The organism is Salegentibacter haimaensis, from assembly GCF_054121495.1.
On the sequence record NZ_JBSYGH010000015.1, the window covers coordinates 1 to 18,483 of the forward strand.

An 18,483-nucleotide genomic window follows, 5' to 3' on the forward strand; every position below is an offset into this window, starting at 1 on the left:
CCCTAAATCAGAATTATTCCAAGAATCAAAATGCCTAAAAAAACTCTTAACTGTCAGACAAGATCGGAGCTATTACAAATAAACCTCAATTTCAAAATTTTTACTTTGCACCAAAGTGAAAGCAAACCTGGAGTTTCTTAATTTATGCAGTAGTTCCCGGGCGTATACTTCAACATATTAAGTGTTGTTATTGTTTCTATTTTTGAAGCAATTATCTAAACTATAACCTAATTACTTCTTCAAATATTTTTTCTATTATCTTTTTATTGTCTGTGGCGAAAAAGTAGTGGCCAAATTTAACAATTTCTAAAAATAGGTTGGAAATCCTCTAAAATTGACAGAAGTCATATTTTAGGGCCGGATTAGGTGGTAGATTTACTTCAAATAAGGAGCAGTTTGATATTCAATAATCCATGAAACTAGTATCTATTTTTCTTTCGCTACTTGTGTTGTTGTCGACATCAACAGTTAGTTTAGATGCACACTACTGTAGTGATAGCTTGCAGGACTTAGCGATAAATAAAAAAGCTAAAAGCTGTAGTAGTGAGGTAGCAGTGGAAAGCAAGAAGGATTTCGAAGATACTTGTTGTTCCTAGAAAACTATTCAAAAAGAGGCTCAGAAAGATTTAAAAGCTTCTTCGCTTTTGTCCGAATTAGAGTCTTTCTTTGGTACTGTTCCTCACATTTTCAGGATGAACATTCCTCTTCCAGTAAGAGAAAAACATTTCTCTTACTACTATAAGCCTCCTTTGATAGTAAAGGATTACCATTTGTTATTTGAGGTGTTTTTGATTTAGAATCTGTTCATAAATGCCTATAGAACCAAAATGCTACTCAAGGAGAAAGTTGTGGTTCTACTTTATTCCAAATCTTTTTCTAAATCAATTAAAATAAATACAATGAAAACTTCAATTTTAAATCTAAGCGCAATTCTCTTTGTGCTCCTAGCTTCCCAAATGCAGGCTCAGCAACGGGATTTGGACAATTTTAGGGCACCAGATAAAAGAGGCATAAACACGTTCGAAGCACCCAAAGATACCTTAAGTACTTTTGACGGAGTGGAAGTGAGAATAGGTGGTGCCTCTACAATACAATTTCAGGCTCTGGAACATGAAAATTCAGGTACTGTTCCTCTGTCAACTATAGGAAACAATTTCAACTTGCCAACAGCAAATCTGGACCTTGATGTTCAGTTATATGATGGGGTCCGCATGCATCTAAGGACTTATTTATCCTCCCGTCACCACAATGAACCTTATGTCAAAGGAGGGTATATTTTAATCGACAAATTGGATTTTATTAGTCCCGGTTTCATGGAAGGTCTAATGAATAATGTAACTGTCAAAATTGGACATATGGAAAACAACTATGGTGATGCTCACTTCCGGCGAACAGATAATGCCCAGGCTATATATAATCCTTTCGTGGGGAATTACATTATGGATTCATTTACAACAGAAGTTGGTGCAGAAGTTTACTATAGGAACAACGGATTTATTGGAATGTTAGGTGCGACTAATGGCAAATTAAATCAAAGCGTTACAAATCCAGATGCAACAGGTCCTTCCTTTCTGGCGAAAGCAGGTTACGATGGATTACTGAGTAATAACATTAGATTCAGATTAACCGGCTCGGTTTACCATACCAATAAAAATGCTAATGTATCCTTGTATGGGGGTGATCGTGCAGGGTCGAGATATTATGAAGTAATGGAGTTACCAGATGTTCATGGATTCACTTCCGGTAGGTACAATCCACGATTTGGGAACGAGATGACTGCTTTTATGATCAACCCTTTTATTAAAATGGGAGGACTGGAATTTTTCGGAACTTTTGAAAGGGCTTCCGGTAAACGTACAACCGAAGCACAGGAAAGGATCTTTACACAACTTGCCGCAGATCTTATTTATAGATTTGGGGCTGATGAAAACTATTACGTGGCCGGAAGATACAATACTGTGGACGGTGAGGAGTCCGGGAATGATATTGATATCGCAAGATACCAGCTGTCAGCAGGTTGGTTTATGACCAAAAATATACTTGCTAAAGTGGAGTATGTTAATCAGGAATATAACGGATTTGTACCGGGTACAAGGTTTGATGGAGGAAAATTCAATGGCCTGGTGCTTGAAGCTGTAATAAGTTTTTAAGGACCTTTCTTCATAAATGTGGAAGTGGAGTGGATAATACTCTCTCCACTTCTACCTTTAAACCTTTGTTGAATTGGTAAAATTTTAATTATATCGGTAGGAACACATAAAAGTGAATGTTTTTCCTGTTATTCTAAAGGTGCTTTTGAACCTTTTGAACTATTTTTACTGCGGATAATGTAATGTGCCCTGGCATCTTAAATTTTGAGAGAAAAGGGGAAATATGACATTGATCATATTTCAAAAGACATATACCCCTTATTTTTGATTTATAAAATTACACCAAAAAACTCAACCTTAGTTCCGTCGCAATTAGCTAATAACAGAGGAAGTTAGAAGAGTGCTATGAAAGCCTTACTATTAAAAATATCATCTATTATTTTGACATTCCTGATGTTCTTCTCTACAGTATCTTTTACTGTAGATAAACATTTTTGCTGTGATGAGCTGATGGACCTGGCAATATTTTCCAGCGCAGAAAACTGTGGAATGGAATCCCATGATCATGGAGATGAGAATACCATTGTAGGTAAGGAATGTTGTGAAAATCACCAGACGTTTATCCAAGGGCAGGACGAGCTATTAAATATTAATAACTTTGTTGACCTGGAACAGGTGGTTTTCATCACCACATTCACTCTTTCGTATTTCAACCTGTTCAATGAATCTTCAGAGCAGATTGTTCCCTTTAAAAATTATAACGCACCCTTTCTCGTTCAGGAAATACACATATTGAACGAGACTTACTTGATTTGATTCTGAATTAATATTTGGCTCTGGTGAAATGTCACTAGAGGAGAGTTTCCTTTTTTAATGTTGCAGACTTGCAACATTAAAGTGTATTAATTCAGAATTAAATAACATGCTTAATAAAACGATTAAATTCTTTTTAGAGAATAAGTTAGTGACCGTTTTACTCACGGTTGCGTTTGTAGCCTGGGGGGGTGTCTACAGCTCCTTTCAACTGGGGTCTTGACTGGATGCCCAGGGATCCTGTACCGGTGGATGCCATTCCCGATATTGGTGAAAACCAACAGATAGTCTACACAGAATGGATGGGGAAATCTCCTCAGGATATCGAGGATCAGATCACTTATCCGCTTACTACTTCACTCCTGGGGGTGCCGGGCGTAAAAACGATTCGAAGTAGTTCGCTTTTTGGGCTTTCCAGCATATATGTAATTTTCGAGGAGGATGTGGAATTCTACTGGAGCCGGTCGAGGATTCTGGAGAAACTAAATTCGCTTCCGGCTGGGACTTTACCGGAAGATGTACAACCTGCTTTGGGGCCTGACGCTACAGCCCTGGGACAGGTGTACTGGTACACCCTTGAGGGGCGAAACCCCAAAACAGGAGAGCCTACCGGAGGCTGGGATCCTCAGGAACTGAGGTCAATCCAGGACTTCTATGTTAAATATGCTTTATCCTCTGCTGAAGGAGTTTCAGAGGTCGCTTCTATTGGCGGCTTTGTAAAGGAATATCAGGTGGAGATCGATCCCATTGCTATGAAAAGTTATGGGGTCAATGTCAAGCAGATCATGGAGGCAGTACAGGAAAGCAACCTTGATGTTGGTGCCCGCACCATCGAATTCAACCGTGCAGAATACCTGGTGAGGGGTCTGGGGTATATTGAAAGCCTGGAAGACCTGGAAGAAGCAGTGGTCGCTGTTAATGAGAACACGCCTATTCGTTTAAAAGATGTTGCCAGAATCCAAATGGGGCCAGCCCAAAGGCGTGGCGGCCTGGACAAGGGAGGCGCAGAAGCTACCGGAGCGGTGGTGGTTGCAAGGTATGGCTCGAACCCCCTGGCCGTGATCAATAATGTAAAGGATGAGATAGAGAATCTTGCGCCCGGGTTACCAAGCAAGACTCTGGCTGATGGCACTGTATCCAAGGTGACCATTGTTCCATTCTATGACCGTTCAGGACTAATTTATGAGACTTTGGGCACATTAGAGGAGGCTCTTATTCTTGAAATTCTCATAAGCATCATAGTAGTCATAGTCATTGTTCTGAACTTAAGGGCAGCCCTTATGATCTCCAGTTTGTTGCCCATTGGTGTGCTTATGACATTTATTGTAATGAAATATGCCGGGGTTGATGCCAATATCGTAGCTCTTTCAGGGATTGCTATAGCTATTGGAGTAATGCTTGACGTGGGGGTGATATTCACAGAAAATATTATTCGGCACCTCGAACTGCCCGAAAACGAGGGTCGGCCGAAGCTGTCGGTGATTTATGAAGGAACCATTGAAATTGCATCAGCCGTTCTGACTGCACTGGCCACAACCGTCATTAGTTTTATACCTGTTTTTGCCATGACGGGTCAGGAAGGCAAGCTCTTTGGGCCACTTGCTTTCACCAAAACTTTTGCCCTTATAGCTGCTTTGTTCGTGGGGTTAGTGGTGATTCCTGCCTTGGCGCATGGTCTCTTTTCCATGAACTTTGGAAAAAATAGGATCCGGAGGATTTGGAATTTTGCCCTTATTGGTTTTGGAATTTTGTTGTTGTTTTACGTGGCCTGGGTAGGAATCATGTTTATAGCCCTCGGAGCTAACAACCTATTGGAGCCCCGATGGCCGGAAGAAAAAAGAAAATATTCCAACTATTTAAACATCGCAATTGTAATGGTTGGAGTTCTCTATTTCTTAAATAGGGAATGGTTACCTCTGGGCGCAGATCAATCCGAATTCACCAATCTCGTATTTGTGGCAGGAATTATAATCATTGTGTTAGGGTTATTAATGGCTATGGTAAGATATTATCAAACCATTCTTAGATGGGCTTTGGAAAATAAATGGAAATTTCTTTCAATCCCCATTTTGATCATTCTTTTTGGACTTTTGTCCTGGCAGGGCTTTGACAGGATCTTCAGTCCCATCGCCACAGGTTTTGACAAACTTGGATACAACGTGAGGCAAACCGAGGTTTGGCTGGGGATAAGTGAAACGTTTCCTGGTGCAGGCGAAGAGTTCATGCCTCCGTTAGAAGAAGGATCATTCTTATTGATGCCCACCACTATGCCCCACTCCGGTGTAGAGGAAAATATTGAAACAATTCGAATCCTGGACAAGAGAGTAACTGCAATTCCAGAGGTTGACATGACGGTAGGTAAATGGGGACGGGCAGCGACAGCTTTGGATCCAGCCCCAATATCGATGTACGAGAATGTTATAAACTACAGGTCGGAATATGTTCTTGACCAGAACGGCCGTCGCATGCGATTTGAGGTGAACGATGAAGAGCAGTATGTTTTGCAGAACGGGGAAGTTTTTGATCCTGAGACGATGCAGCGACAAGATCTTGATGTGTCTCTATTGGTTCCCGACGCAGGCGGTGAATATTTCCGTCAATGGAGGGATCACATCAAATCACCAGACGATATTTGGGATGAGATAGTTAGCACTACCAGCTTACCGGGAGTCACCTCTGCACCAAAGCTGCAGCCCATAGCCACGAGGTTAATAATGCTCTCCACAGGAATGAGGGCTCCTATGGGTATGAAAATATTTGGCCCCGATCTGGAAACGATTGAAGAGGTTGGGCTACAAATGGAAGCAATCCTACAAGAAGTGCCGGGTGTAAAAGCACCGTCTGTTTTTGCCGACCGGGTAGTAGGTAAACCTTATCTGGAACTTGATATAAACCGACAGGCGATCGCGCGATACGGTTTATCTATTGGTGATGTGCAACGTATAATAAGTGCTGCCGTTGGAGGTATGTCTATGACTACCACCGTAGAAGGTCGGGAAAGGTATGGGGTTAGGCTGAGGTATGCCCGTGAGTTCAGGGATAATCCTGAAGATGTCAAAAGCATACTGGTACCTACCCCTACCGGAGTCCAAATTCCTTTGGGAGATTTGGCGGAGGTCCAGTATGTACAAGGACCTCAGGTCATAAAGAGTGAGGATACTTTCTTGCTCTCCTATGTAATTTTTGATAAGGAAACTGATGTTGCGGAAGTAGATGTAGTAGAAAATGCCCAAGCTTTGATCAATGAGAAAATAGCCTCCGGAGAATTTGTAGTACCCCCCGGGGTTAGCTACAAGTTTGCAGGGAATTACGAAAATCAATTACGGGCTGCAAAGACCTTGTCAATAGTAATACCTATAAGTTTACTGGCTATTTTCCTGCTTCTTTACTTCCAGTTTGGGAACTTTCAGACTACGTTAATGGCTTTCTCAGGAGTATTTGTAGCCTTGTCTGGAGGATTTGTTCTCCTGTGGTTATATAACCAGGCCTGGTTTCTGGATTTTAATCTTTTCGGGGAGAACATGCGTGAAGTTTTTCAGATTGGCCCCATAAATCTAAGTGTTGCTGTCTGGGTTGGCTTTATCGCGCTCTTCGGGGTGGCGACTGACGATGGGGTACTGATGGGAACCTATCTGAAGCAAGTTTTTGCAGAAGAAAGAACCACAGATAAGGCCTCCATCCGTAGAGCTGTTGTTATTGCAGGAAGTAAGAGGGTAAGACCAGCTGTGATGACAACAGCGACCACTTTAATAGCGCTAATGCCAATCCTCACCTCTACAGGTAAGGGCTCTGACATTATGATCCCAATGGCGATCCCCACATTTGGAGGAATGCTGTTCCAGACGATAACCATGTTCGTGGTTCCTGTACTGTACAGTATGTGGCAAGAGAAGAAGTGGTCAAATCCGGGATTACAGGAGCAACAAACAAACGAAATAGAAAAGTAATGAAAATGAAAATAATTAGACTGTGTGTTTTTGTTGCTGTGCTAATAAAGACGGCCACAATCGAATTACAGGCACAGGAGATAAATACCTCCGGAGAATTCCTGGAAGAATACCTTGTTCTGGCAGCAGAAAATAATCCAGAGCTAAGATCTCTTTTCAACGAATATCTGGCTGCCCTGGAGAAAGTAACCCAGGAAGGCACTCTACCTGACCCTCAAATGAGTTTTGGGTATTTCATCCAGCCTGTTGAAACGCGGGTTGGGGCGCAAGAGGCAACTGCCTCCTTTAGCCAGATGTTCCCCTGGTTTGGCACCTTAGGTGCCCAGGAACGAGTAGCCGCTGAAAGGGCACGGGTAAAACTAAAGGTTTTTGAAGATGCAAAACTCGCTTTGTACAAGGACCTAAAAATAGTATATAATGAATTGTACTACCTGAAATCCGCTATAGAAATAACGGAAGAAAACCTGGAATTGCTGAGTTCCTTCAAGAGCCTCGCCGAGGTGCAGTTCGAGAGTGGGAGTACAGGTTTTTCCTCTGTACTGCAGGTCGAAATGGAAGAGGAAGAATTGGAAAGCAGGCTCGCCTATTTGCGGGATAGCAGGCTTCCCCTGGTGACGGAGTTTGAAGAGTTGTTAAATTTAGAACTCCAGCAACCTCTTCGTTTCCCCGACAATCTTTGGGAGGAAGAACTTATAATTGAGAAGAGTTCTCTGCTGGAGATGATCTTAGCCAGAAATCCGCGCCTTGCACAGCTCGATCATGAGGCGAGGAGTTTCGAGGAGCAGCTTACGGTGGCTAAAAAAATGGGTTTACCTTCTATTACTTTGGGTGCAAGCTATACAAACATTGCACCAAGAACCGATTTAGAACCCGGAATGGCACTTCCCGACAATGGACAGGATGCTTTCATTTTTCCACAGGTGGGGATTCGGATACCTCTTTACAGAAAAAAATACAAGTCCATGCGGCAGGAAGCCATCCTGCAGCAAGAGGCAGTGGAATTGAGAAGGGAAAACCTGGAGAATGAACTGGAAACCGAGTTGGAACGCTTATATCGCGACTACATCGATGCGCGCCGGAATGTTGAGCTTTATGGCCGTTTAACAACAATTGCCCGACAATCCCTGGAGCTGTTCCAGACTGAACTTTCCACAGGCCGAAATAATGTCCTGGAGATCATTCGTATGGAACGACAGCTCTTAAACTACGGCCTTGAACTGGCAAGGGCAAGAACAGAACAAAATAACAACGTATACAGGATCAATTATTTAATTGGAGAAAATTATGAATAAGATAGATAGAAAATCGTTATATGTGGGGCTTGGCTTTTTAGTCGCAGGGCTTTTATTAGGCTGGCTCTTTTTCGGTGGTTCATCAGAAAGAGAAGCAATCACAGAAGAGCAGGTTGAGGAGCACATTCACGAGGAAGGAGAAGCTGAGATCTGGACCTGTTCCATGCACCCCCAGATAAGACAGGAAGAACCCGGTAACTGTCCTATTTGCGGGATGGAATTAATACCCATAAAAGCTTCTGCAGCTGTCAATGACTCTGAGATCCAAATGAGCGAAGCTGCAGCCAGAATTGCTGATATTCAGACGGTGATTGTTCAATCCGGTGCACCCACAAAGGAAATTTACCTCCCGGGAAGAGTAACTGCAGATGAACGGAATGTTTCGGCCGTGACGGCACGCTTTCCGGGGCGGATAGAGCGGTTATTTGTGAACTTCACAGGCCAGGAAGTAAGGAGAGGAGAACGATTGGCCTCTATTTATTCCCCGGAACTGGTGCAGGCGCAAAAGGAACTTCTGGAAGCTGTAAGGTTTAAGGAGACAAACCCTTCCTTTTTCGAAGCCGCGATAAGAAAACTGAAGCAGTGGGATTTAACAGATGATCAAATTCAGAATATTCAGGAGAACGGGCAGGTGCAATACAATTTTGATGTTTATTCAACACAATCGGGAACCGTTACCAGTAGAAATATAAGTGAAGGGGATTATGTGGGCGAAGGTCAGCCGCTTTTTGATATTGCTAATTTGAACAAGGTGTGGGTTCTTTATGACGCCTATGAAAGCGATCTTGCCTGGATTAAAAAGGGAGATAAGGTTTCGTTTTCTGTCCCCTCTATGCCCGGTCAAACCTTTACAAGTACCGTTACTTTTATTGATCCCGTGATTAACCCCCAAACCCGGGTGGCTTTGGTGCGAACGGAAGTAGATAATCCTAAAGGCCGGCTCAAGCCGGACATGTTCGCCCAGGGGATCATTAACAGCGAACTGGATAATATGGAAAATGCACTGGTAATACCCAAGTCTTCTGTCCTGTGGACCGGGAAAAGAGCTGTGGTCTATGTAAAGAGCCCGGAGTTTGAAGAGCCTACCTTTGAGTTCAGGGAAGTGGTCTTAGGGCCCGAGGCAGGGGACTTGTATGTGGTTACAGAAGGTCTGGAAGCGGGAGATGAGGTAGTAGCCAATGGAGTATTCAAGGTGGATGCTGCAGCACAATTACAAGGCAAACGAAGTATGATGAGCCCGGAAGGTGGTCCTGCCATGACAGGACACAATCACGGTGGAATGGAAATGGAAGAGGGGAACGACATGCCGGAGCAAACAAAAACTTCAAAATTTGTTCAGGAAGATGTGATGGATATGAGCAAAGATGTCCCTAAAGCTTTCAAAAACCAACTTAATAAAGTAATCGAAGCCTATCTGGAACTTAAAGAAGGACTGGTTAGGGCTAATATAGAGGAGACACAGGAATCGAGTACAGAACTGTTGTCTGCTCTTGATAAACTTGATGGAAATTCCCTGTCTGGTCATGCTAAGGATTTCTGGGAAGAAAAAAAGGCCTTCTTGTTCAAACACACAAAGTTGTGTAAGGAGGCTAATACAATAGAAGGGAAACGCGAAAACTTTATTTTCCTTTCACAGCCATTAATAAAGATCGTAGAGGCTTTTGGAGCTAACCAGAAGTTGTATGTGAACTTTTGCCCTATGGCCAATAATAACAAAGGTGCCTATTGGTTAAGTAACAGCGAAGAAATCAGGAACCCGTTTTTTGGAGAAGCCATGCTTACCTGCGGCGAAGTAAAATCAATAGTAGATTGAAAACTTGTTTTTTAAAAATTAAACCTAGAAAATCAAATATTAATATCTAAAATCAATAACTATGAGAATTTTAAAAGTGAAAATGGCAGTAGTACTGCTATTAGCCGTTAGTCTGGGTTATAGCCAGGAGAAGAAAATGATGCACCACGATCACGAAAATATGGAATCGGGTGAGATGAAAATGATGGACAGTGAAATTCCCGAATTTAAAAACGGGAAAGTTACTGCTTCTTATGAGAGTTATATCAACCTTAAGGCGGCGATACGCAACTCTGATCAAGAATTGGTAAAGAAGGAAGCAGAGCAACTTCTCAACTCTCTTGCAAAATTAGAAGGGACCGATCGATTACAGAAAGCCGCAACAAAGCTGGCTGCTAGTCCTGATCCGGAGTCGCAAAAGGCTGCATTTTCGGATTTTTCCAGTGAATTTGCTGATTTTCTAAAGGGCAAAGTTGCGGAAAACCAGTTGTATTTTGCACGCTGTCCAATGGCTAATAATAACGCAGGAGGTTTTTGGCTAAGCCACGAAGAGGCAATTCAAAATCCATTTTTCGGAGGAAAAATGCTGAAGTGTGGTAATATACAGGATATCATAAAGTAAAAAAGTCCTGCAGGAATGGGTTGGAGCACCCTACAAATTCTCTAACCCATTGGCAGGCACAACAAATATGAAAGCTAAAATAAAAATTTTCGCATTAGCGATAATAGGTACAATGTTTCTGTCCGGTTGTAATTCGCGAGAGAAAAAAAAAGTGCAAACAACGCAAACGGAGGTTATTCCAGTAGCAGAAAGTGCTGTGAAAGCAGAGCACAAATATAAATTTGGAGATCAGGTCCCAAATGACCTGGTATGTATGGTTAACGATGCCTATATGGGAGAGCCGCAAATACCTATCCCAGTAGACGGGAAAACCTATTATGGCTGTTGTGATATGTGCGTGAAAACATTATCTACGGAAGAAAGCTCCAGGATGGCCATAGACCCTTTTAGCAGAAATCCGGTGGACAAATCCAGGGCCTATATCGTGTTGCAAGACCAACAGGGAAAAGTGGCTTATTTTGAATCCAAAGAAAATTACCTGGCCCACCGCGAAAAAAGTTAATAGAATTACTTCTACGGGTGGGGCTTGTATATAGCTATTACTAATGTATTAAATGAAAATACATGAGAGAAATAAAGGCATTTGTTAGAAGAAAACGTACTAACCAAGTGATCAAAGCTTTGCGCGGCAACGATTTTAAAAGTATTACGGTAACCCAAGTTGAAGGCACCGGCAGGTTTACCAGCCGCGATGCCATGCCTTCTTTAAAATTCACCCTTACTCATAGCCGAATGAGCAAACTGGAACTCATTTGTAAAAAGGAAGATGTAGAAGAAATCGTCCGGATTATAAGTGAACATGGGAGGACCCACGAAAAGGGCGACGGGATCATCTATGTTTCTGAAGTGGAGTAGCTCTTCAAAGTAAAGACCGGTGAAGAAAGTAAACACGAACTTTAACCCCGAAGGCTTCTATAATTCGGGAAAATAAATAGCCCTAAAGAAAAAAGAAGGGATCATGAAAACATACCAAAAACACCGAAAAAGCTATCGTAAAAATTTAAGAAGTGGTGAAAAATCTTCTTCTCGGATAACCGTTAAAGATAAAATCATCGCTATTATAGCATTTATTGGGATATTCGTCCTGGCAGTCTATTTAGCGCTAGTGGTGGCGGGTCTGTAAATTAAACTCTGTCTGATGTTTCCATTCCTCTGGGGCTAGCCCCAGAGGAATTGGCGTTTATAGCCAGGGGTATCCGGTCTCCAAATTTAATATAAAATTGCTGAATCGTAAGGCTCCAATTATGCAAAGGAGCGGTCCATTTCTTCTCAATGTTTCTTGTGGCCAGATAGACCAGCTTGAGTAGTGACATATCATTAGTAAATGCTCCTTTGGTCTTGGTAACTTTCCTGATCTGACGATGGAAGCCCTCTACGGCATTGGTGGTATAAATAATCTTTCTAATGGGTTCTGTATACTCAAAATACTGGGATAGCTGTTCCCAGTTACGCTGCCAGCTTTCAATGACTACAGGATATTTACTACCCCATTTCTCTTCCAGGTTCAATAGTTCATCTTCGGCTACATCTTTAGTGCCGGCCCTGTAGACCTTTTTCAGATCTTTCATAAATTCCTTCTGATCCTTCGAGGCGATATACTTCAATGAATTACGGATTTGGTGTACGATACAAAGCTGAACCTGAGCCTTTGGATAAACGCTCAAGATAGCCTGTGTAAAGCCTTTGAGGTTATCCGTACAAGCAATCAGGATATCTTGTAATCCACGATTATGAAGATCGGTGAGCACCTGTAGCCAGAAATTAGCACCTTCACTTTCAGAAATGTACATCCCCAGGATTTCCTTTTTTCCTTCTTTTGTAATACCCAGGATGTTATAGAGTGCTTTATGAGTAATCTTCCCATCCACCTTAACCTTATAATGCATCGCATCAAGCCAGACAATGCAGTAGAGCGGTTCTAAAGGACGACTTTGCCAGGCTTTGATATCAGGAATGATCTGATCGGTGATCTGGCTTAAAACTGTATGGGAAATATCGGTGTCGTACATTTCCTTGATATGACCCGAGATGTCACGGTAGCTCATTCCAAGGCCATAAAGACCGATGATTTTTTCTGAAAGATTATCCGCTAGAATTGTCTGTCTCTTTTTGACCAGTTCCGGCTGGAAGCTGCTTTGACGGTCTTCAGGGGTTTCAATATCAAAAGAACCAAAGCCACTTTTGAGTTTTTTATTTCCCTTGCCATTGCGTTTATTCCCTTTGGAGCGTTCATCACTACTTAGATGAGAGTCCATCTCTGCCTGAAGGGCCTTCTCAATAACGTTCTTGAGCATCGGTGCAAAAGCACCGTCTGCACCAAAAAGACTCTTGCCAGACATGAACTGGTCAAGCACCTTTTTCTCGAATTCTTGTTGTTCTTTTGTTGTCATAATTCTATCTGAATTAAATTAATAAATAATTCTATTCAGACAGAGTTTATTTTACACCCTCGTGGTGGCTATGCATTAATCAACATCCTGTATAACTGACATTTCTTTACTTATCTTAAAATGACTTTCATCTATTCCAAAAACCATAATTCTAATTGTGAAAATTAGTATTATCTATTGTAGTTTTAGTTAATTATTTAAACAAAACCGTTTAAAAATTATCAGTAAATATGATAATCGTCATTTTTAAGTTGGCTTTTCCTTATTAAGTTTGAAAATATTCTTTATATAAAGTAAAAGTTAATATTTGTTAATTTTTTTAGATCCGTACTGTGCAAAGCTTTAAAAAAATAATAGCTGTCTCTTTAATATTCGCGGTAATGTTCGCTACCTCGTCTTTTACTGTGAGTATGCATTACTGTTGCAATAAGCTCGTGGATATGGCTGTTTTTACTAAAGCAAAGGTTTGTGACGCTGCACTTCAGGCTCAAACCAATCCTTCAAAAAAATGTTCGTTCGAAAAAAAAGGATGCTGTGACAATAAATCTATAGTGAAAGAAGGCAGCGATAATCTTCAAAAAACTACATTTAAAATGGAGAATCAAAATCTGGTTTTCCGGCACACATTTTTTTACGCTTACATAAATCTATTCGAGGGACTTGTGCAAAATGTTGTCCCTTTTTTAAATTATGATCCACCCCTCATACCAAAAGACTTTCAGGTACTCCACGAGGTATATTTAATTTGATTTCTTTCTAAGTAGGTTCTTTGATTAACCTGCACCACCGTGTTGGCCCAGTACTTCGCACAGGCTTACAACGGGTGCGCTCATTCCTGATCACGCCACACTGTTAACTATTTGCTAAATAGCAAATTAAAAACCTTTGTTAGGATAAGGAATATTCTAACAATCAAAAATGAGACTATGGATTTACAGAAAGAATTCTGGATAAAAAATATGGTATGTAGCCGCTGCCTAAAAGTTATAAAACAGGAACTGGAAGAGCTTGGGATTATCGTGCTCTCTTTGGAATTGGGTAAATTATTAGTGGAAGCATCAAATAAAACGGACAGGAATATTACTGAAAATGTAACTAAAGTTCTTCATTCTAATGGTTTTAAAATTGTACAAAGTGAAGAAGATATGCTGGTTGAAAAAATGAAAATCATTCTGATAGAACTGCTTACTGAACTGCCCCTCCATTTAAAAATAAATACTTCAGAGCATCTGTCTTTAATCCTTCACAGGGATTATAAAATATTGAGCAAGCTGTTTTCTAAAAATGAAAATACCACCATTGAAAAATATTTTATAAAACTGAAAATAGAAAAGGTAAAGGAACTTATTCAATTAAAACAGTATTCTTTTTCAGATATAGCATATATGCTGGATTATAGTAGCATTAACCATTTATCAAGACAGTTTAAAGAGATTGTGGGAATGAGTATGAGCGACTATAAAAACACAGAAAAATGGAAACGAAATTTCTATGATGAAATTATATAAATAACAACGAAAGTTATGCAGATGAAGTAGCATAAAAACAGATAGCTTTCGTGTTAATTATAATATTAAAAACCCTAAAGCCTGAACTCCCTAAGGCTTGTGTTGATAATCCCCCAATTACAACATAAGCCAGTTCAGGTCTTAAAAAGGCGAGGAATAAACATTAATTAAAATAAAAAACAATGAAAAATCACTGGTTATGGATGGTCCTCGGTTGTGGACTGCCGCTTTTACTCATCTTTTTAGCACCATCTATTGGAATTGGTGGTGGCACCTGGCTTTTTGCATTTATTATAATAATGTTCGCAGTACACTTGTTAATGCCCATGCGGCACGGGAGCCATACGCACGGATTGTCCAATGAGAACTTAAAAAAGAAGGATAAAAAAAAAGAAGGACAACATCACTAAAATTTATGTTATGAAACGAAAATTTCAAATTAATGGTATTAGTTGCGGCGGCTGCATTAGCAGGGTCAAAAAGACATTGGAAGAACATCCAAAGATTGAAAAGGCAGAAATTTTTCTGGCACCAAAAGGAGCTACAATCATCACTATGAAGGAAACGCTTTCAGTAGATGAATTACAAAAACAACTCAGCAACCTTGAGGGTTACACAATTGAAAAACTATAAAAGTAACTTAAAATCAAAAATTATGTTTTTTCACGACGGAAGTTTCGGAGGTATGCACCTGATATGGTGGATTATTTGGATGGCGTTTATCATTTGGATTTTCTTTATCCCAACTGATATTCCATACCAAAAACCAAAAAAAGAAAAGCCATTGGACATCCTAAAAAAACAGGTTTGCCAAGGGCGAAATTTCAAAGGAGGAATTTGAAGAATCCAAAAAATTATTAAAATCAGATAACCAATCTTAAAACATATAAATTATGTATCGATTAAATGTAAAAAAATTCGGTTTTGCCCTCGGTCTAACAGTATCCTTAATTTATTTGGGCTGTATGATCGTGATGGCTACAGCAGGACAGGAAGGAACGATTATATTTTTCAACAGCCTTTTACACGGTCTGGACACCAGTAATATTATAAGAATGGACGTACCACTATTAGAAGCATTTTTTGGTATTGTGCAAAGCTTCATTTTAGGCTGGTTGATTGGAGCGTGTATTGCGGCATTTTATAATGCCCAAATAAAAAACAGATGATTTTGCATTAAATAGGATTGTTTAATCGAAAGTTTAGATAAGGCCCTCTTGAATTTAGAACATAATTATATCAAAGATTCATAAACCGCTAAAAATGATAAACAGTAATACTTATAAAAATATTAAGATCATTTTGACTCATTTATTTATTGGGGCAGGTATTTTTTATTTCCTGGTACACCCTTTTACAATGGTAATCTACTGGTTTGAGTTCAGTGATACGCCCTTCTCTTTCCCCTTGTTTCAGCAAGTCTTAGAAGAACGTTTTTTGGAATCTTTCAGTTTCAATATGCGGGGCATGGGCGGACTCTTAACTTTATTGGGAGGATTCTTGGGGATAGTTTCAGGTTTATTCTGGATAAACCTGAAAAAGAAAAATGAAATTATTGGCACACAACAGCGGCTGCTTGTTCGTGATATTGAAGAATTAATCCAGGCCGGTGAAAATGAACGGGTGGAATTCAAATCTTCCATACGCTATGATTATTACCGTAAAACAACCAATCGGGAACTGGAGTTGGTCATTGCCAAAACCATTGTGGGCTTTATGAATGCCAAGGGTGGAAAACTTATAATTGGTGTTGATGACGACGGAAATGTTCTGGGATTGGAAAAAGATTATAAAACCCTAAAGCATAAAAACAGGGACGGGTATGAACGTGCGGTGTTCAGGATTATTTCTACGCAATTGGGGCACGAGGCTTGTTTCAGCAACCATATTTCGTTCTACAGTATTGATGAGAAAGATGTGTGCGTGGTGGATATCGAACCTTCCAACGAACCGGTTTATGTGAGTGATGAAGGAAACACCACTTTTTATGTACGCACAGGAAATGCTACGTATCCACTATCGGTAAAAGAAACAGTGGATTATTTAAAAACCAAAAAGCTTAAGCTTATGCAATACAACTAGTTTATAAGAGAGGTTGGAAATGAAATATCCAAAATGATTCGATTACTAAATTTTTTGGCTTGACATGTAAATCTAATTCGGACAGAATTAGTGGAATTAAACCCGAAATCAGAGATTAAAAAGACGAAAAAAATGAAAATTGTATTGGCCATAGATGGTTCAGATTTTAGTGAAGTAGCCATTAACGAGCTTAAGAAAATGACTTTATCCTCAAATAGTGAAATTCATATTATAAATGTTTATGAACTTCCTAAAACAACCGGTCTGGGATTGCATACTATGGGCGGCAGGATAGGAAATTACATAGAAGAAATTAAAAGTAACGCTCAAAAATTGGGAAACAAAATCGTTTCAGAAGCTTCCGATAAAATCAAGGCCGAAAACAAGGCACTTACCATAACCACAAGTGTTGTTAGTGGCCTGCCCAAAAGTACTATTAATGAAAAAGCAGAAAATTGGGGTGCAGATTTAATTGTAGTAGGCTCTCAGGGTCACGGTGCTTTTTCTCGCTTAGTATTGGGCTCAGTATCCCAATATTTAACCACAAATGCCAAATGTTCAGTACTGATTGCAAGAGATAGAAATAAAAAATGAAAGAAAAGCAAACACATAGCATTACGTTGGAATCCACCTGTAAGATAACAGATGAGATATGTCTTCCCGATACTAAATTACCTCGTGTGGTTATCGTTGGTGGAGGATTTGCAGGTTTGGCATTGGTTGAGAAACTGAAACACAAAGAAGTTCAAGTGGTTTTACTCGATAAAAATAACTTCCATCAGTTTCAGCCTTTATTATATCAAGTGGCAACGAGTGCCCTGGAGCCTGACAGTATTGTATTTCCATTCAGAAAACAAATCAATGGCTATAAAAATGTTTTCTTTCGTTTGGCTGAAGTTGAGGAAATTCAACCTGATTCAAATACTATATTGACCAATAAGGGAAGTGTTTCTTATGACTATTTAGTGTTGGCTACTGGCACGACCACCAATTTCTTTGGGATGGATTCTGTGGCCGAAAATAGTTTGGGGATGAAGGATATTCGCGATTCCCTCAATATCCGTCATATGATGTTGCAAAATCTGGAACAAGCAGCGATTACCTGTGATGATGATGAACGGGATGCCCTAACAAATTTCGTTATCGTTGGAGGTGGTCCTGCTGGCGTGGAAATGGCAGGGGCTTTAGCTGAATTTCGTAAATATATTCTACCCAAAGATTACCCAGAATACCCTGCTTCCATTATGAACATTTACTTAATAGAAGCTATTGACGAGTTGTTAAGTACAATGTCAGACAAAGCATCATCAAAAACTTTAAAGTATTTAAAAGGCTTGAATGTAAAAGTACTATTCAATGAGTCGGTAAGTGATTATGATGGTTCAGAGGTTACTACAAAAAGCGGAAAGAAAATTTTAGCAAAAAACCTCATCTGGACAGCTGGCGTAAAAGGTCAATTCCCAAAAGGTGTCGATGAAAAACACGTGGTAAAAGGCAACCGGATTAAAACCGATGCTTATTTGAGAGTAGAAGGTTTTGAAAACATTTTTGCCATAGGTGACATAGCGGCTATGATTACCACAGACACACCAAAAGGACATCCGCAAGTAGCGCAAACAGCAATTCAACAAGGCAAATATCTTGGGGAATCCTTATTGGAATTTACGAAAAACAAGCACAAAAAACCTTTTCAATATAAAGACAAAGGTTCCTTGGCCACCGTAGGAAAGCGTAAGGCAGTAGCAGATTTGGGCAAGTTTAAATTTACAGGTTATTCCGCTTGGTTACTTTGGTCAGTTGTACACTTATTATCCATAAGTGGATTTAGAAACAAATTGATGGTTGGCTTTAATTGGGCGGTAAGCTATTTCACCTACGAAAAGAGCAACCGCCTGATTATTAGAAATTTTAATTCAAAATCATTAGTCGATAATACAGAAGAATAAC

20 protein-coding genes are annotated in these 18,483 nt (G+C 40.2%); 19 read left to right on the top strand and 1 reads right to left on the bottom strand.

Going from position 1 to position 18,483, the window contains the following annotated elements:
• Window positions 1–413: 413 nt before the first annotated feature.
• The 10 genes from ACW6QP_RS13110 (at window position 414) to ACW6QP_RS13155 (ending at window position 11,679) form a co-directional block, all read left to right on the top strand.
• Window positions 414–596: an HYC_CC_PP family protein gene (locus ACW6QP_RS13110; protein WP_457911326.1), complete on the top strand. Its 183-nt coding sequence runs from the start codon at window positions 414–416 to the stop codon at window positions 594–596.
• Window positions 597–899: 303 nt separating this feature from the next.
• A complete protein-coding gene (locus ACW6QP_RS13115) occupies window positions 900–2,150 on the top strand; it encodes a hypothetical protein (RefSeq protein ID WP_457911327.1) in 1,251 nt (416 codons plus the stop codon).
• A gap of 345 nt (window positions 2,151–2,495) precedes the next feature.
• Window positions 2,496–2,906: an HYC_CC_PP family protein gene (locus ACW6QP_RS13120; RefSeq protein WP_457911328.1), complete on the top strand. Its 411-nt coding sequence runs from the start codon at window positions 2,496–2,498 to the stop codon at window positions 2,904–2,906.
• A 188-nt stretch (window positions 2,907–3,094) separates the two neighbouring features.
• Complete coding sequence (locus ACW6QP_RS13125; protein ID WP_457911329.1) at window positions 3,095–6,850, top strand: efflux RND transporter permease subunit; 3,756 nt, start codon at window positions 3,095–3,097, stop codon at window positions 6,848–6,850.
• A gap of 5 nt (window positions 6,851–6,855) precedes the next feature.
• Window positions 6,856–8,142 carry a TolC family protein gene (locus ACW6QP_RS13130; RefSeq protein WP_457911330.1) on the top strand — a complete coding sequence of 429 codons (1,287 nt, stop codon included), beginning with the start codon at window positions 6,856–6,858 and terminating at the stop codon, window positions 8,140–8,142.
• Window positions 8,135–9,955, top strand: a complete 1,821-nt coding sequence (locus ACW6QP_RS13135) for an efflux RND transporter periplasmic adaptor subunit (protein WP_457911331.1) — start codon at window positions 8,135–8,137, stop codon at window positions 9,953–9,955. The genes ACW6QP_RS13130 and ACW6QP_RS13135 overlap by 8 nt, the downstream gene beginning before the upstream one ends.
• Before the next feature lie 61 nt (window positions 9,956–10,016).
• Window positions 10,017–10,556 carry a DUF3347 domain-containing protein gene (locus ACW6QP_RS13140; protein WP_457911332.1) on the top strand — a complete coding sequence of 180 codons (540 nt, stop codon included), beginning with the start codon at window positions 10,017–10,019 and terminating at the stop codon, window positions 10,554–10,556.
• Window positions 10,557–10,752: 196 nt separating this feature from the next.
• On the top strand, window positions 10,753–11,058 hold the full coding sequence (locus ACW6QP_RS13145) for a hypothetical protein (RefSeq protein WP_457911333.1): 306 nt from the start codon (window positions 10,753–10,755) through the stop codon (window positions 11,056–11,058).
• A gap of 62 nt (window positions 11,059–11,120) precedes the next feature.
• On the top strand, window positions 11,121–11,411 hold the full coding sequence (locus tag ACW6QP_RS13150; protein ID WP_457911334.1) for a P-II family nitrogen regulator: 291 nt from the start codon (window positions 11,121–11,123) through the stop codon (window positions 11,409–11,411).
• Between the two features lie 103 nt (window positions 11,412–11,514).
• Window positions 11,515–11,679: a hypothetical protein gene (locus ACW6QP_RS13155; protein ID WP_457911335.1), complete on the top strand. Its 165-nt coding sequence runs from the start codon at window positions 11,515–11,517 to the stop codon at window positions 11,677–11,679.
• 1 nt (window position 11,680) lies between these two features.
• On the opposite strand, the gene ACW6QP_RS13160 is transcribed toward ACW6QP_RS13155, so the two are convergent.
• Window positions 11,681–12,946, bottom strand: a complete 1,266-nt coding sequence (locus ACW6QP_RS13160) for an IS256 family transposase (protein WP_457911336.1) — start codon at window positions 12,944–12,946, stop codon at window positions 11,681–11,683.
• 332 nt (window positions 12,947–13,278) lie between these two features.
• Between ACW6QP_RS13160 and ACW6QP_RS13165 the strand changes: the two genes are divergently transcribed.
• The 9 genes from ACW6QP_RS13165 (at window position 13,279) to ACW6QP_RS13205 (ending at window position 18,482) form a co-directional block, all read left to right on the top strand.
• A complete protein-coding gene (locus tag ACW6QP_RS13165; RefSeq protein WP_457911337.1) occupies window positions 13,279–13,695 on the top strand; it encodes an HYC_CC_PP family protein in 417 nt (138 codons plus the stop codon).
• 177 nt (window positions 13,696–13,872) lie between these two features.
• Window positions 13,873–14,454, top strand: a complete 582-nt coding sequence (locus ACW6QP_RS13170; RefSeq protein WP_457911338.1) for a helix-turn-helix domain-containing protein — start codon at window positions 13,873–13,875, stop codon at window positions 14,452–14,454.
• Window positions 14,455–14,636: 182 nt separating this feature from the next.
• Window positions 14,637–14,864: a hypothetical protein gene (locus ACW6QP_RS13175; protein WP_034892122.1), complete on the top strand. Its 228-nt coding sequence runs from the start codon at window positions 14,637–14,639 to the stop codon at window positions 14,862–14,864.
• Window positions 14,865–14,874: 10 nt separating this feature from the next.
• The gene (locus tag ACW6QP_RS13180) at window positions 14,875–15,087 is read left to right on the top strand and encodes a heavy-metal-associated domain-containing protein (protein WP_027884438.1); all 213 of its coding nucleotides are present in this window, start codon (window positions 14,875–14,877) and stop codon (window positions 15,085–15,087) included.
• 188 nt (window positions 15,088–15,275) lie between these two features.
• A complete protein-coding gene (locus ACW6QP_RS13185; RefSeq protein WP_457911380.1) occupies window positions 15,276–15,335 on the top strand; it encodes a hypothetical protein in 60 nt (19 codons plus the stop codon).
• 12 nt (window positions 15,336–15,347) lie between these two features.
• On the top strand, window positions 15,348–15,623 hold the full coding sequence (locus ACW6QP_RS13190) for a DUF5676 family membrane protein (RefSeq protein ID WP_027884440.1): 276 nt from the start codon (window positions 15,348–15,350) through the stop codon (window positions 15,621–15,623).
• Between the two features lie 94 nt (window positions 15,624–15,717).
• Window positions 15,718–16,536, top strand: a complete 819-nt coding sequence (locus tag ACW6QP_RS13195; RefSeq protein WP_457911339.1) for an AlbA family DNA-binding domain-containing protein — start codon at window positions 15,718–15,720, stop codon at window positions 16,534–16,536.
• Window positions 16,537–16,668: 132 nt separating this feature from the next.
• Window positions 16,669–17,130 carry a universal stress protein gene (locus ACW6QP_RS13200; protein WP_457911340.1) on the top strand — a complete coding sequence of 154 codons (462 nt, stop codon included), beginning with the start codon at window positions 16,669–16,671 and terminating at the stop codon, window positions 17,128–17,130.
• Window positions 17,127–18,482 carry an NAD(P)/FAD-dependent oxidoreductase gene (locus ACW6QP_RS13205; RefSeq protein ID WP_457911341.1) on the top strand — a complete coding sequence of 452 codons (1,356 nt, stop codon included), beginning with the start codon at window positions 17,127–17,129 and terminating at the stop codon, window positions 18,480–18,482. Before ACW6QP_RS13200 ends, ACW6QP_RS13205 begins: the two co-directional genes overlap by 4 nt.
• Window position 18,483 lies beyond the last annotated feature (1 nt).

Excerpts from the sequence above, each read along its gene's own strand:
- ACW6QP_RS13110 (WP_457911326.1), top strand. The coding sequence starts at position 414 with ATGAAACTAGTATCTATTTTTCTTTCGCTACTTGTGTTGTTGTCGACA.
- ACW6QP_RS13115 (WP_457911327.1), top strand. The coding sequence starts at position 900 with ATGAAAACTTCAATTTTAAATCTAAGCGCAATTCTCTTTGTGCTCCTA.
- ACW6QP_RS13120 (WP_457911328.1), top strand. The coding sequence starts at position 2,496 with ATGAAAGCCTTACTATTAAAAATATCATCTATTATTTTGACATTCCTG.
- ACW6QP_RS13130 (WP_457911330.1), top strand. The coding sequence starts at position 6,856 with ATGAAAATAATTAGACTGTGTGTTTTTGTTGCTGTGCTAATAAAGACG.
- ACW6QP_RS13135 (WP_457911331.1), top strand. The coding sequence starts at position 8,135 with ATGAATAAGATAGATAGAAAATCGTTATATGTGGGGCTTGGCTTTTTA.
- ACW6QP_RS13140 (WP_457911332.1), top strand. The coding sequence starts at position 10,017 with ATGAGAATTTTAAAAGTGAAAATGGCAGTAGTACTGCTATTAGCCGTT.
- ACW6QP_RS13150 (WP_457911334.1), top strand. The coding sequence starts at position 11,121 with ATGAGAGAAATAAAGGCATTTGTTAGAAGAAAACGTACTAACCAAGTG.
- ACW6QP_RS13155 (WP_457911335.1), top strand. The coding sequence starts at position 11,515 with ATGAAAACATACCAAAAACACCGAAAAAGCTATCGTAAAAATTTAAGA.
- ACW6QP_RS13160 (WP_457911336.1), bottom strand. The coding sequence starts at position 12,946 with ATGACAACAAAAGAACAACAAGAATTCGAGAAAAAGGTGCTTGACCAG.
- ACW6QP_RS13170 (WP_457911338.1), top strand. The coding sequence starts at position 13,873 with ATGGATTTACAGAAAGAATTCTGGATAAAAAATATGGTATGTAGCCGC.
- ACW6QP_RS13175 (WP_034892122.1), top strand. The coding sequence starts at position 14,637 with ATGAAAAATCACTGGTTATGGATGGTCCTCGGTTGTGGACTGCCGCTT.
- ACW6QP_RS13180 (WP_027884438.1), top strand. The coding sequence starts at position 14,875 with ATGAAACGAAAATTTCAAATTAATGGTATTAGTTGCGGCGGCTGCATT.
- ACW6QP_RS13190 (WP_027884440.1), top strand. The coding sequence starts at position 15,348 with ATGTATCGATTAAATGTAAAAAAATTCGGTTTTGCCCTCGGTCTAACA.
- ACW6QP_RS13195 (WP_457911339.1), top strand. The coding sequence starts at position 15,718 with ATGATAAACAGTAATACTTATAAAAATATTAAGATCATTTTGACTCAT.
- ACW6QP_RS13200 (WP_457911340.1), top strand. The coding sequence starts at position 16,669 with ATGAAAATTGTATTGGCCATAGATGGTTCAGATTTTAGTGAAGTAGCC.
- ACW6QP_RS13205 (WP_457911341.1), top strand. The coding sequence starts at position 17,127 with ATGAAAGAAAAGCAAACACATAGCATTACGTTGGAATCCACCTGTAAG.